The following is a 13,950-nucleotide window of genomic DNA, read 5'->3' on the forward strand; positions in this document are numbered from 1 at the left end:
GTTGGGTCATCAGGGTCGGTTGTGCGGACCCTGGGGGAGAACCCCAGAGAGCCGCTGAATGCGGTGCTCCGGTTGAGGGGGTTACTCCCCCGTCGCCTTCGCGATGATTTCCTTCGCCACGCTGGCCGGAACCTCGGCGTAGGAGTCGAACACCATCGAGTAGTTCGCGCGACCCTGGGTCTTGGACCTCAGGTCGCCGACATACCCAAACATCTCCGACAGCGGGACCAGCGCCTTGACGACGCGGACACCACTGCGCTCACCCATCTCCTGGATCTGGCCACGACGGGAGTTCAGGTCACCGATGACATCGCCCATGTTCGCCTCGGGCGTGGTCACCTCGACCGCCATCAGCGGCTCAAGGATCGTCGGGTCGGCCTTGCGAGCGGCTTCCTTGAGCGCCATGGAACCGGCGATCTTGAACGCCATCTCGGAGGAGTCGACCTCGTGGTAGGCACCGTCCTGCAGCGTCACCTTGATCCCGACCAGCGGGTACCCGGCCAGCACGCCGTACTGCATGGCGTCCTGGGCACCGGCGTCCACCGAGGGGATGTACTCGCGCGGGATGCGGCCACCAGTGACCTTGTTCTCGAACTCGTACAGCGCACCCTCGGTGCTCTGCAGCGGCTCGATGTCGATCAGGATCTTCGCGAACTGGCCGGAGCCACCGGTCTGCTTCTTGTGCGTGTAGGAGTACTTCTCCACCTTGCGGCGGATGGTCTCCCGGTACGCCACCTGCGGCTTGCCGATGTTCGCCTCGACCTTGAACTCGCGGCGCATGCGGTCCACCAGGATGTCCAGGTGGAGCTCGCCCATGCCGGCGATGATCGTCTGGCCGGTCTCCTCGTCCAGGTTGACCCGGAAGGTCGGGTCCTCCTCGGCGAGCTTCTGGATCGCGGTGCCCAGCTTCTCCTGGTCGGCCTTCGTCTTCGGCTCGATCGCCACCTGGATGACCGGCTCGGGGAAGGTCATGGACTCCAGCACGATGGGCGCCTGCGGGTCGCAGAGCGTCTCACCGGTGGTGGTGTCCTTCAGACCGATCACGGCGTAGATGTGACCGGCCATCGCCTCGTCGACCGGGTTCTCCTTGTTGGCGTGCATCTGGAAGATCTTCCCGATGCGCTCCTTGCGGTCCTTCACCGAGTTGATGACCTGGGTGCCGGAGGCGACCCGGCCCGAGTACACCCGGATGTAGGTCAGCTTGCCGAAGAACGGGTGAGCCGCGATCTTGAACGCCAGGGCCGCGAACGGCTCCTCGGTGTTGGGCGCGCGGAAGGCCGGGGTCTCCCCGTCCTGCAGCGTGCCCTCGACCGGGGGCAGGTCGGCGGGCGAGGGCAGGTAGTCGATGACCGCGTCGAGCATGGGCTGCACGCCCTTGTTCTTGAACGCGGAACCACACAGCATCGGGTAGGCCGTGCCCTCGGCAACGATCTTCCGGATGCCCGCCTTGATCTCGGCGACGGTCAGCTCCTCGCCAGCGAGGTAGCGCTCCATCAGCTCGTCGTCGGTCTCGGCGACGGCCTCGATCAGCTGCTCCCGGTACTCGGCAGCGCGGTCAGCGAGGTCGGCCGGGATCTCCTCGACCTTGTAGTCCTCACCCATCTGGACTTCGCCACGCCAGGTGAGAGCACGCATCTCGACGAGGTCGACGACGCCGGTGAACTCGCTCTCCGAACCGATCGGGAGCTGGATCGGCAGGGGCTTCACGCCCAGCCGGTCGGCGATGGTGTCGCGGGTGAAGTAGAAGTCCGCGCCGATCTTGTCCATCTTGTTGACGAAGCAGATCCGCGGGACGTCGTACTTGGACGCCTGCCGCCACACCTGCTCGGACTGGGGCTCGACGCCCTCCTTGCCGTCGAACACCGCGACGGCGCCGTCGAGCACGCGCAGGTTCCGCTCCACCTCGACGGTGAAGTCGACGTGGCCCGGCGTGTCGATGATGTTGATCTGGTGGTCTTTCCAGAAGCACGTGGTGGCTGCGGAGGTGATGGTGATCCCCCGCTCCTGCTCCTGCTCCATCCAGTCCATCGTCGCCGCGCCGTCGTGGACCTCACCGATCTTGTAGTTGATCCCGGTGTAGAACAGGATCCGCTCGGTGGTGGTGGTCTTGCCCGCGTCGATGTGGGCCATGATCCCGATGTTGCGGACCTTGGCCAGGTCAGTCAGCACGTCGCGTGCCACGAGTCTCGTCCTTGCTTTAGTACGGCAAAAGTCACTGTGGGCAGTGGCGCCGATCCAGGGCGGCAGGGGTGCCGCCCCGAATCACCAGCGGTAGTGCGCGAAGGCCTTGTTCGACTCGGCCATCTTGTGGGTGTCCTCGCGGCGCTTGACGCTCGCACCGAGGCCGTTGCTGGCGTCCAGCAACTCGTTCATCAGGCGCTCGATCATCGTCTTCTCGCGGCGCTGCCGGGAGTAGGCGATCAGCCAGCGCATGGCCAGCGTGGTCGAGCGGCCGGGCTTGACCTCGATCGGCACCTGGTAGGTGGCGCCACCGACACGGCGGCTCTTCACCTCGAGGGCCGGCTTCACGTTGTCCAGCGCACGCTTGAGCGTGACCACCGGGTCCGTGCCGGTCTTCTCGCGAGCGCCCTCAAGGGCGTTGTACACGATCTTCTCGGCGACGGAGCGCTTGCCGTCGACCAGCACCTTGTTGATCAGCTGGGTCACCAGCGGGGAGCTGTAGACCGGGTCAGAGATCAGCGGCCGCTTCGGGGCCGGGCCCTTGCGGGGCATCAGCTCTTCTCCTTCTTCGCGCCGTAGCGGCTGCGAGCCTGCTTGCGGTTCTTCACGCCCTGGGTGTCCAGCGAGCCACGGATGATCTTGTAGCGGACACCGGGGAGGTCCTTCACACGGCCACCGCGAACGAGCACCATCGAGTGCTCCTGCAGGTTGTGGCCCTCACCGGGGATGTAGGCCGTGACCTCGATCCCGCTGGTCAGCTTCACACGGGCGACCTTGCGCAGCGCCGAGTTCGGCTTCTTGGGCGTAGTGGTGTAGACGCGGGTGCACACGCCGCGCCGCTGCGGGCTCCCCTTGAGAGCCGCGGTCTTGGTCTTCGCGACCTTGTCCTGGCGGCCCTTGCGGACCAGCTGCTGGATCGTGGGCATAGACCGGCTGCTTCTTCCGTTCGCGTCTTGGTGCCTTTGACCAGCACCGCTGACTCTGTGTACTTGGGACCTCCGCCCCCCGAGGTCGGGCGTGTCGCCCGCTTCTCGGACCCGCGAGAGACCAACTCTACGTCCCAGCGGATTCCGGAGGACTCTCGCCGCGGTCGCGGAGGGGGAGTACGAGACCACCCCTCACAGGCACGCGGAGCGGCCCGACATGGGTCGGGCACGGATAACAAAGATACCCGCCCCGGCGCCCAGGGGTCAAAACGGGGGCCTCGCAGGCGTGCACGGGGCCGTGTTCAGCCTGCCGCAGCGGGCCGCCGACCGCCACGTCGGTCACCTGGTCGAGTGGCGGCTGTCACGCGCGGCCCCCGTCGGCGTTCTGACACTCAGCGGCACCTTGGCCGCGTCAATACCCCAACAAGGTAATTGCCAAGCAGTGCGGTGCGCAAATGCACCGGTTCGCGAGACACGACTCGACCGCATGCGGTATGCCTGGTTTTCCGAGGCAACCTCGCCTGCGGTACGGCATGACGGAGCGACGGGGACATGAACCAGGACACCGGGGCGCGCATTACCGCGTTCCAGGAAAGTGTGAAGCGTGCGGAAAAGGACGTCGAGCGCTACTCGGTGATGCAGGAGGAGATCGTCGCCATCGAGGTGGTGGAGAACTCCCGCGAGGGCGCGGTGACGGTGGTGGCCGGTCCGTCCGGCGCGGTGCGCTCGATCACGATCACACCGGCGGGCATGCGGCTGAGCCCGCAGGCGCTCTCCCAGTCGGTCACCAGGACCGTGCAGCAGGGCATGGCAGCGGCGGCGCGCAAGCAGGCGGAGATCGTTCAGCGGTACGTCGGTGATCGCACCGACATCCTGGACAAGGTCACCAAGTTGCAGGAGGAGCTGGCCAATCCCCCTGCACCGCAAGAGGATTCCTGGACGGCACGTGCCGAGCCCCCGGTGCGGCGGCCGCAGGCACCCGCCCCGCAGGCCCCACAGGCCCGGCGTCCCGCCCCCGCCGAGGAGGAGCCCGCGGGCAGCTTCATGGTCACCGGGAGGCAGCCCGGCCCCGCACAGCCCGCCGCGCCCGCCCGGCGTGAGGACGAGGACGCGGTCTACCGGTTCGGCGCTGAGGAGTACTGATGAGCGGCTCCTTCCAGGTCGACCACGAACAGCTGGCGCAATGCGGCCAGCGCGTCTCGGCGATGTCCTCACAGGCGCAATCACTGCACGGCCGCGCCACCTCGGCAGAGGTCCCTTCACGCTCCTGGGGCCTGCTCGGGGAATTGACAACGCACAGCCGCTACTCGGAAATGCAGAACCAGCTGACCGATCACCTCGGCGCGATGACAACGGGTCTGCACAACGCGGGCAGCAAGATCTCCGGTGCGGCCGAGTTGTACAAATCCACCGATGAGGAGCACAAGAGGGAACTGGACAGGATCGGCGAGAAGGAGAACAGCAAGCCGCCGGAGCACACCGGTGGCGGCCCCACCGAGAGCGGTACCGGCGGGGACACCGGTACGGGTGGGGGTGGCGGCCACCACCCGAGCGGGGGGCACGGTCCGGTGGGCGCGGGCGAGAAGCCGCACCCGCCCGTGAGCAACCCCACGGGCGCACAGACCGCGGCGGCCGACGCGGCCAAGGCGGCAGCGGCCAAGGCTGCGGCCGAGGCGGCAGCCAGGGCCGGGGAGCACGTCGCGGGCGGCACGTCCCCCACGCACGGGAAGATCACCGTCGAGGTGGAGGGCGGCGGCCCGGTCACCGTGGAGGTCACCGGGGAGGCCGCGGAAGAGGTCGAGGTCAAGGGCGACATCCGGCAGGCGGGCGGCGCCACGGAGCACCTCGACGTGCACGCGCGGACCGACGCCTCGGGCCACGCCAAGGTCGCGCTCAAGGGTGACGACCAGTTCCAGCACCTCAGCGGCACGCTCGACGTGCCCGCGGCCGAGCAACGGAAGGGGCAGCGGGCATGACCTCGCTTCCAGTGGGGCAGAGCGACGTCCTGGACGCGGTCTACAGCACCGGCACCGAGGTGCAGGGCGTGGTCGCGGAGATGGACCAGTACTCCCAGGAGGCCGCCGACCCGGGCTGGGACCCGATCAGCACCCTGCTGAACAAGGGCCTCGGGTTCGTCATCGACCACATCGCGCCGGTCAAGGAGGCGCTGGAGCTGGTCACCGGCAGCCCGGACGCGCTCAACGCGGCCGCCGGGACCTACGCGCAGCTGAGCTCCGACATCGACGCGCTGGGCCAGCAGCTGCACGACGAGCTGAAGACCGGGTTCGGCAAGTGGCAGGGCGAGGCCTCCGAGGCCGCGCACCAGGAGATGGCCCACTTCCTGGACGGCATCCACGGCACCGCCACCCTGGCCGGCTACATGGTGCAGGTGCTCAGGGCCAGCGCCTCGATGATGCAGGCGGCCAAGGACATCATCATCGGCATCATCGCCGACTTCGCCGAGCAGATGCTGGTCACCTGGGCGATCGGGGCCGCGGGCACGATCCTCACCTTCGGCCTGTCCGACGCCGCGGCGATGGGCGCCACCGTGGCCGAGGCCGGGGTGGCGGTCGGCAGGGCCGGCTCGGCGGTGAGCAAGGTCGGCAAGATCATCGAGAAGGTCGGCTCGGTCCTCAAGAAGATCGTCGAGCTGATCCGCAAGATCGCCGGGCTGCTGAAGAAGTTCGGCGCGGGCATCCAGAAGGTCGGCGGCAAGCTGGGTGAGACCGCGGCCAAGGTCGTGGACAAGGCTGGGCCGCTGGGCAAGCTCGCGGGCAAGGGCCTGGGCAAGGCCGGCGAGAAGGTCACCGAGATCGGCGGCAACGTCGGCAAGGTGGGATCCCGGATGAACGAGGCGGGCACCACGCTGGGGCGCATGGGTGACGACCTGATCGCCCACGACGGGACGAAGTTCGCCGAGCACGCCAAGGAGTTCGGCGACCAGGCGGGCCGTGTGGTGGACACGGCCAAGAACGTGCACCGGCCGGGGGCCAGGCCCGCCGAGCAGGACGAGGGCTTCGACTGGAAGGGCGAGGTCAAGGACGGGGCCAAGGAGATCTACGACAAGGCCAAGGAGACGGTGGACTCGCTACCGGTTCCGGAGCAGTCCGCCGAGGAGATCAACGAGGAGCTGACCGTCTCGCCGGGCAGCTACGAGCACGGCCGCAACCGGCCCGTGTACTGAGGAACGAGGAAGCCCCCGGCCACCAAGGTGGCCGGGGGCTTCCCGTTGAGCTGACTGACGATCAGCGGTAGTCGCGACCGAAGTCGTAGTCGTCCAGCGGCACCGCCGCACCCGTGCCCGTGCCGAAGACGTCCGGCGTGTAGTAGCCGTCGTCGTAGGACGGGATGGCGTAGGCCGCGGCCCGCGCTTCCTCCGTCGGCTGGACCTGGATGTTGCGGTAGCGGTTGATACCGGTACCGGCCGGGATCAACTTACCGATGATCACGTTCTCCTTCAGGCCGATCAGCTTGTCACTCTTGCCGTTGATCGCGGCATCGGTGAGGACCCTGGTCGTCTCCTGGAAGGAGGCCGCCGACAGCCACGACTCGGTGGCCAGCGAGGCCTTGGTGATACCCATCAGCACCGGACGGCCGGAGGCGGGCTCGTTGCCCTCGGCCACCACGCGCCGGTTGGACTGCTCGAACTCGCTGCGCTCGATGGGCGCACCGGGCAGGAACTCCGTCGCACCGGAGTCGATGATGATCACGCGGCGGAGCATCTGCCGCACGATCACCTCGATGTGCTTGTCGTGGATGGACACACCCTGCGAGCGGTACACCTTCTGCACCTCGTTGACCAGGTGCAGCTGGGCCTCGCGGGGGCCCATCACCCGCAGGACCTCGTGCGGGTCCGGGGTGCCCTCCAGCAGCTGCTGGCCGACGGCCACGTGGTCGCCGTCCTGCAGCGGGCCGTCCGGGGTGATCGCCAGGCGCTGACGCTTGGACAGCTTGTCGAAGATGATCTCCTCGCTGCCGTCGTCCGGCACCAGGGTGATCTTCCAGAACCGGTCGCCGTCCTCGATGCGCACGCGACCGTCCACATCGGCGATCGGCGCCTTGCCCTTGGGCACGCGGGCCTCGAAGAGCTCCTGCACACGGGGCAGACCCTGGGTGATGTCGTCCGCACCGGTCGCACCACCCTGGTGGAAGGTACGCATGGTCAGCTGCGTACCCGGCTCACCGATGGACTGCGCGGCCACGATGCCCACGGCCTCGCCCACGTCCACCAGCTTGCCGGTGGCCATCGAGCGGCCGTAGCAGCTGGCGCACACACCGACCGCGGACTCACAGGTCAGCACGCTGCGCACCTTGACGCGCAGCACGCCGGCCTTCACCAGGGTGTCCAGAGCCGGGTCACCCAGGTCGGCACCCCGGTTGAGCACCAGGTTGCCGTCGGAGTCGGTGATGTCCTCGGCGAGCGCACGGGCGTACACGCTGGTCCGCGCGTACTCGTGCAGCACGACCTTGTCGCCGGCCTTCTCGCCGACGGTCATCGTGACGCCGCGGGTGGTGCCGCAGTCGATCTCGCGGATGATCACGTCCTGCGAGACGTCCACCAGACGACGGGTCAGGTAACCCGAGTCGGCGGTCTTCAGCGCGGTGTCGGCCAGACCCTTGCGGGCACCGTGCGTGGCGATGAAGTACTCCAGAACCGAGAGCCCCTCGCGGAAGGAGTTCTTGATCGGCCGCGGGATGTACTCACCCTTCGGGTTGGTCACCAGACCACGCATACCGGCCAGGGAGCGGACCTGCGTCATGTTTCCGGCGGCACCGGACTTGACGATGACCCGGATGGAGTTGTCCTCGGGGAACGCGGTCTCCATCAGCTTGGCGACCTCGTCGGTCGCCGACTGCCACACCTTGACCAGCTCGTTGTTGCGCTCGGCGTGCGAGAGCTGACCGCGCTGGTAGCGCTTCTCGACGGCCTCGGCCTTGCCCTCGTACTCGTTGAGGATGGCCTTCTTCTCCTCGGGCACGAGCACGTCGGAGATGGCCACGGTGACGCCCGAGCGGGTCGCCCAGTAGAAGCCGGCGTCCTTGAGCTTGTCCAGCGTCCGCGCCACGGTGACCATCGGGTACCGCTCGGCGAGGTCGTTGACGATCTCCGCCTGCCGCTTCTTCGGCATCTCCTCGTTCATGAACGGGTAGTCCGAGGGAAGCAGCTCGTTGAACAGCACCCGGCCCAGGGTGGTCTCGGCCAGCCAAGCCTGGCCGGGCTCCCACTCCTCCGGCTCGGCGCCGGCGGGCGGGACCTGGTCGAGCAGCCGCACCTTGATCGGCGCCTGCAGGCCGATGACCTTGCGGTCGAAGGCCATGATCGCCTCGGCCACCGAGGAGAACGCGCGACCGGCGCCCTCGGCATCCGGCTTGATCCGGGTCAGGTGGTACAGACCGGTGACCATGTCCAGACGCGGCATGGCCAGCGGGCGACCCGAGGCGGGCGACAGGATGTTGTTGCTGGACAGCATGAGGATGCGGGCCTCGGCCTGCGCCTCGGCCGACAGCGGCAGGTGGACCGCCATCTGGTCACCGTCGAAGTCGGCGTTGAAGGCCTCACACACCAGCGGGTGCAGCTGGATCGCCTTGCCCTCGACCAGCTGGGGCTCGAAGGCCTGGATGCCGAGGCGGTGCAGCGTGGGTGCGCGGTTGAGCATCACCGGGTGCTCGGTGATGACCTCTTCCAGCACGTCCCACACGGCGGGCCGGGCACGCTCCACCATGCGCTTGGCGGACTTGATGTTCTGCGCGTGGTTGAGGTCGACCAGCCGCTTCATCACGAACGGCTTGAACAGCTCGAGGGCCATCGCCTTGGGCAGACCGCACTGGTGCAGCTTCAGCTGCGGGCCGACCACGATGACCGAACGGCCGGAGTAGTCGACGCGCTTGCCGAGCAGGTTCTGGCGGAACCGGCCCTGCTTGCCCTTGAGCAGGTCGGACAGCGACTTGAGCGGCCGGTTGCCCGGGCCGGTCACCGGACGCCCGCGGCGGCCGTTGTCGAACAGCGCGTCGACGGCCTCCTGGAGCATCCGCTTCTCGTTGTTGACGATGATCTCGGGCGCACCGAGGTCGATCAGCCGCTTCAACCGGTTGTTGCGGTTGATCACGCGGCGGTACAGGTCGTTCAGGTCGGAGGTGGCGAAGCGGCCACCGTCCAGCTGCACCATCGGACGCAGGTCCGGCGGGATCACCGGGATGCAGTCCAGCACCATGCCCATGGGCGAGTTGCGGGTCTGCTGGAACGCGGCGACGACCTTGAGCCGCTTGAGCGCGCGCAGCTTCTTCTGGCCCTTGCCGCTGCGGATGGTCTCCCGCAGCAGGTCGGCCTCGGCGTCGACGTCGAAGTCCTTGGCCAGCTGCTGGATCGACTCCGCACCCATCGAGCCGGTGAAGTAGTCGCCGTAGCGGTCGATCAGCTCGCGGTAGAGCAGCTCGTCGGCGATCAGCTGCTTGATGTCGAGCTTGGTGAAGGTGCTCCAGATCTCGTCGAGCCGGTCCAGCTCGCGCTGGGCGCGGTCGCGGAGCTGGCGCATCTCCCGCTCGCCGCCCTCCTTGACCTTGCGGCGCACGTCGCTCTTGGCGCCCTCGGCCTCGAGCTCGGCGAGGTCGGCCTCCAGCTTCTGGGCCCTGGCCTCCACGTCGGCGTCGCGGCGGTTCTCCACGCGCCTGCGCTCGACCTGCATCTCGCTCTCCAGCGTGGGCAGGTCGGCGTGACGCTGCTCGGTGTTCACCGAGGTGATCACGTACGCGGCGAAGTAGATGATCTTCTCGAGGTCCTTGGGGGCCAGGTCGAGCAGGTAGCCCAACCGGCTGGGGACGCCCTTGAAGTACCAGATGTGGGTGACCGGAGCGGCCAGTTCGATGTGGCCCATCCGCTCACGGCGCACCTCGGCGCGGGTCACCTCGACGCCGCAGCGCTCACAGATGATGCCCTTGAACCGGACACGCTTGTACTTGCCGCAGTAGCACTCCCAGTCCCTGGTCGGACCGAAGATCTTCTCGCAGAAGAGTCCGTCCTTCTCGGGCTTGAGCGTGCGGTAGTTGATGGTCTCGGGCTTCTTGACCTCGCCGTAGGACCACTGGCGGATGTCATCAGCCGTCGCGAGGCCGATGCGGAGCTCATCGAAGAAGTTGACGTCGAGCACGTCGGTTCTTCTCCCCTTTGGTTGAGTGCTGCCTGGGGGTCGGGGCGCAGTCGGGGGCGTGGATCGGGGCCACGCCCCCGACTGCGGCGAGGTCAGTTCACGACGTCGTCAACAGAGGGCGACTCGTTGCGGGACAGGTTGATGCCGAGGTTGGCGGCGGCCCGCTCCAGGTCCTCGTCGTCGCCGTCGCGCATCTCGATCGCGGCGCCGTCACTGGACAGCACCTCGACGTTGAGGCAGAGCGACTGCAGCTCCTTGAGCAGGACCTTGAACGACTCGGGCACACCGGGCTCCGGCACGTTCTGACCCTTGACGATCGCCTCGTACACCTTGACGCGCCCGAGCTTGTCGTCGGACTTGATCGTCAGCAGTTCCTGCAGGGTGTAGGCAGCGCCGTACGCCTGCATGGCCCAGCACTCCATCTCACCGAAGCGCTGGCCACCGAACTGGGCCTTACCGCCGAGCGGCTGCTGGGTGATCATCGAGTACGGACCGGTCGACCGGGCGTGGATCTTGTCGTCGACCAGGTGCAGCAGCTTCAGGATGTACATGTAGCCGACTGCGACCGGGAACGGGAACGGCTCGCCACTGCGGCCGTCCAGCAGCGTGGCCTTGCCGTTCTGGCCCACCATGCGCTCGCCGTCCCGGTTCGGGGTGGTCGAGCCCAGCAGGCCGATGATCTCGTCCTCGCGGGCACCGTCGAACACCGGCGTCGCGGTGTTCGTGTTCGGCTCCACCTCGTACAGGTCCTCGGGCAGCTTGGCGGCCCAGTCCGGTTCGCCCTCGATGCTCCAGCCCTGCTTGGCGATCCACCCGAGGTGGGTCTCCAGCACCTGGCCGATGTTCATACGACGGGGCACACCGTGGGTGTTCAGCACGATGTCGACCGGGGTGCCGTCCGGCATGAAGGGCATGTCCTCCACCGGCAGGATCTTGCCGATGACGCCCTTGTTGCCGTGGCGGCCCGCGAGCTTGTCGCCGTCCTGGATGCGACGCTTCTGGGCCACGTACACGCGGACCAGCTCGTTCACACCCGGGGGCAGCTCGTCGTCGTCCTCGCGGCTGAACACGCGGATGCCGATGACCTTGCCGGTCTCACCGTGCGGCACCTTCAGTGAGGTGTCGCGCACCTCGCGGGCCTTCTCACCGAAGATCGCGCGCAGCAGGCGCTCCTCGGGGGTCAGCTCGGTCTCGCCCTTGGGCGTGACCTTGCCGACCAGGATGTCGCCGTCGCGGACCTCGGCACCGATCCGGATGATGCCGCGCTCGTCGAGGTCGGCGAGCACCTCCTCGGAGACGTTCGGGATGTCCCTGGTGATCTCCTCGGCACCCAGCTTGGTGTCGCGGGCGTCGATCTCGTGCTCCTCGATGTGGATCGAGGTGAGCACGTCGTCCTGCACCAGGCGCTGGCTCAGGATGATCGCGTCCTCGTAGTTGTGACCCTCCCACGGCATGATCGCGACGAGCAGGTTCTTGCCCAGCGCCATCTCGCCGTTCTGGGTGCACGGACCATCCGCGATGACCTGACCGACCTCGACCCGGTCACCCTCGTTGATGATCGGCTTCTGGTTGATGCAGGTGCCCTGGTTGGAGCGGCGGAACTTGTGCATCGCGTAGGTCTGGCGGCTGCCGTCGTCGGCCATGACCGTGATGAAGTCGGCCGACAGCTCCTCGACCACGCCCGACTTGCGGGCCACGACCACGTCGCCCGCGTCGACCGCGGCGCGCAGTTCCATGCCGGTGCCCACCAGCGGGGACTCGCTGCGCAGCAGCGGCACCGCCTGGCGCTGCATGTTGGCGCCCATCAGCGCGCGGTTGGCGTCGTCGTGCTCCAGGAAGGGCACCATGGCGGTCGCCACGGACACCATCTGGCGCGGCGAGACGTCCATGTAGTCCACGTCGGCGGTGTCGGCGAGGTCGGTCTCGCCGCCCTTACGGCGAACCATGACGCGGTCCTCGAGGAAGTTGCCGTCCTCGTCGATCGGCGTGTTGGCCTGCGCCTTGACGAAGCGGTCCTCCTCGTCCGCGGTCAGGTAGTCGATCTGGTCGGTGACCCGGCCGTCGACGACCTTGCGGTACGGGGACTCGATGAAGCCGAACGGGTTGACCCGCGCGAAGGAGGACAGCGAGCCGATCAGACCGATGTTCGGGCCTTCCGGCGTCTCGATCGGACACATGCGGCCGTAGTGCGAGGGGTGCACGTCGCGGACGTCCATGCTGGCGCGCTCACGGGAGATACCACCCGGGCCCAGCGCGGACAGGCGGCGCTTGTGGGTCAGACCGGCCAGCGGGTTGGTCTGGTCCATGAACTGCGAGAGCTGGGAGGTCCCGAAGAACTCCTTGATCGCAGCGACCACCGGGCGGATGTTGATCAGGGTCTGCGGCGTGATCGCCTCGACGTCCTGGGTGGTCATCCGCTCGCGGACCACGCGCTCCATGCGGGACAGGCCGACCCGGATCTGGTTCTGGATCAGCTCGCCGACCGTGCGCAGGCGCCGGTTGCCGAAGTGGTCGATGTCGTCGACCTCGACCGGGATCTCGTCATCGCCAGCGGGCATCGTGGTCTCGCCGGCGTGCAGGCGAACCAGGTACTCGATGGTGGTGACGATGTCGTCCTCGGTCAGCACACCGGTGGACACCGGGATGTTGCTGCCCAGCTTCTTGTTGACCTTGTAGCGGCCAACCTTGGCCAGGTCGTAGCGCTTCTCCTTGAAGAACAGGTTCTCCAGCAGGGCCTGCGCGCTCTCCTTGGTCGGCGGCTCGCCCGGGCGCAGCTTGCGGTAGATGTCCAGCAGCGCCTCGTCGGTGCCGGCCGTGTGGTCCTTCTCCAGCGTGGCCAGCAGCGTCTCGCTGAAGGAGAACCGCTCCCTGATCTGCTCGGTGCTCCAACCGAGCGCCTTGAGCAGCACGGTGACCGGCTGACGGCGCTTGCGGTCGATGCGCACGCCGACGGTGTCGCGCTTGTCGACGTCGAACTCCAGCCAGGCGCCCCGGCTCGGAATGATCTTGACGTTGAAGACGTCCTTGTCGGTCGTCTTGTCGATCGCGGTGTCGAAGTAGACACCCGGGGACCGCACGAGCTGGGAGACCACGACCCGCTCGGTGCCGTTGATGATGAACGTGCCCTTGTCCGTCATCATCGGGAAGTCACCCATGAACACCGTCTGGCTCTTGATCTCGCCAGTGGTGTGGTTGGTGAATTCCGCGGTGACGAACAGCGGGGCCGCGTACGTCATGTCCTTGTCCTTGCAGTCCTCGACGGAGGCCTTGACCTCGTCGAAGCGCGGGTCGGAGAAGGACAGTGACATCGATCCCGAGAAGTCCTCGATCGGGGAGATCTCGTTGAGGACCTCTTCGAGGCCACCAGTGGGGGCTTCCTCACCAGCGTCGATGCGGCGCTGGAACCACGCCTCGTTGCCGGTGAGCCACTCGAACGAGTGGGTCTGCAGTTCGAGCAGGTTGGGCGCCCCGAGCGGCTCACGGATCTTCGCGAACGAGACCCGCCTGGGCGCTCCGGGGATCCCCGAGGTGGAGTTGGTCGCAGCAGTGGCCTTGGTCGCGCGGGAGACTGCCAAGATGCGTCCTTCCAGGGACTAATGAACTGGCGGCAGCCGAGCTAGCAGGGACTAACACGACTGTCTGGGGTGCGGTGGTGCCCGAAATCCCAGCTCTCGGCGAAGGGCGTGCGGACATAGGGC

Annotated in this window: 8 protein-coding genes; 3 read left to right on the forward strand and 5 right to left on the reverse strand. The window is 67.5% G+C overall.

What is annotated here, in order from left to right; translation table 11 throughout:
* Positions 1-81: 81 nt before the first annotated feature.
* The 3 genes from fusA to rpsL form a co-directional block, all read right to left on the reverse strand.
* A complete protein-coding gene (gene fusA, locus KALB_RS40440) occupies positions 82-2,181 on the reverse strand; it encodes an elongation factor G (protein WP_025361385.1) in 2,100 nt (699 codons plus the stop codon).
* Between the two features lie 81 nt (positions 2,182-2,262).
* Complete coding sequence (gene rpsG / locus KALB_RS40445) at positions 2,263-2,733, reverse strand: 30S ribosomal protein S7 (protein ID WP_025361386.1); 471 nt, start codon at positions 2,731-2,733, stop codon at positions 2,263-2,265.
* A complete protein-coding gene (rpsL, locus tag KALB_RS40450) occupies positions 2,733-3,107 on the reverse strand; it encodes a 30S ribosomal protein S12 (protein ID WP_025361387.1) in 375 nt (124 codons plus the stop codon). The genes rpsG and rpsL overlap by 1 nt, the downstream gene beginning before the upstream one ends.
* 552 nt (positions 3,108-3,659) lie before the next feature.
* On the opposite strand from rpsL, the gene KALB_RS44675 reads away from it, so the two are divergent.
* The 3 genes from KALB_RS44675 to KALB_RS40465 are packed head-to-tail and all read left to right on the forward strand — an operon-like array spanning position 3,660 to position 6,291.
* Positions 3,660-4,250: a YbaB/EbfC family nucleoid-associated protein gene (locus KALB_RS44675; RefSeq protein WP_025361388.1), complete on the forward strand. Its 591-nt coding sequence runs from the start codon at positions 3,660-3,662 to the stop codon at positions 4,248-4,250.
* On the forward strand, positions 4,250-5,083 hold the full coding sequence (locus KALB_RS44680) for a WXG100 family type VII secretion target (RefSeq protein WP_025361389.1): 834 nt from the start codon (positions 4,250-4,252) through the stop codon (positions 5,081-5,083). Before KALB_RS44675 ends, KALB_RS44680 begins: the two co-directional genes overlap by 1 nt.
* Positions 5,080-6,291, forward strand: a complete 1,212-nt coding sequence (locus tag KALB_RS40465; RefSeq protein ID WP_148309840.1) for a WXG100 family type VII secretion target — start codon at positions 5,080-5,082, stop codon at positions 6,289-6,291. Before KALB_RS44680 ends, KALB_RS40465 begins: the two co-directional genes overlap by 4 nt.
* 61 nt (positions 6,292-6,352) lie before the next feature.
* Here KALB_RS40465 and KALB_RS40470 read toward each other — a convergent pair whose 3' ends face one another.
* Together KALB_RS40470 and rpoB are read right to left on the reverse strand one after the other, a co-directional pair.
* Positions 6,353-10,252, reverse strand: coding sequence for a DNA-directed RNA polymerase subunit beta' (locus KALB_RS40470; protein WP_025361391.1), 3,900 nt, complete (start codon positions 10,250-10,252; stop codon positions 6,353-6,355).
* Positions 10,253-10,344: 92 nt separating this feature from the next.
* The gene (gene rpoB, locus KALB_RS40475) at positions 10,345-13,827 is read right to left on the reverse strand and encodes a DNA-directed RNA polymerase subunit beta (RefSeq protein WP_025361392.1); all 3,483 of its coding nucleotides are present in this window, start codon (positions 13,825-13,827) and stop codon (positions 10,345-10,347) included.
* Between the last annotated feature and the right edge of the window lie 123 nt (positions 13,828-13,950).

Source organism: Kutzneria viridogrisea DSM 43870 (assembly GCF_000525635.1).
Classification (GTDB): Bacteria; Actinomycetota; Actinomycetes; order Mycobacteriales; family Pseudonocardiaceae; genus Kutzneria; species Kutzneria viridogrisea.

Excerpts from the sequence above, each read along its gene's own strand:
- KALB_RS44675 (WP_025361388.1), top strand. The coding sequence starts at position 3,660 with ATGAACCAGGACACCGGGGCGCGCATTACCGCGTTCCAGGAAAGTGTG.
- rpsL (WP_025361387.1), bottom strand. The coding sequence starts at position 3,107 with ATGCCCACGATCCAGCAGCTGGTCCGCAAGGGCCGCCAGGACAAGGTC.
- KALB_RS44680 (WP_025361389.1), top strand. The coding sequence starts at position 4,250 with ATGAGCGGCTCCTTCCAGGTCGACCACGAACAGCTGGCGCAATGCGGC.
- rpsG (WP_025361386.1), bottom strand. The coding sequence starts at position 2,733 with ATGCCCCGCAAGGGCCCGGCCCCGAAGCGGCCGCTGATCTCTGACCCG.
- KALB_RS40465 (WP_148309840.1), top strand. The coding sequence starts at position 5,080 with ATGACCTCGCTTCCAGTGGGGCAGAGCGACGTCCTGGACGCGGTCTAC.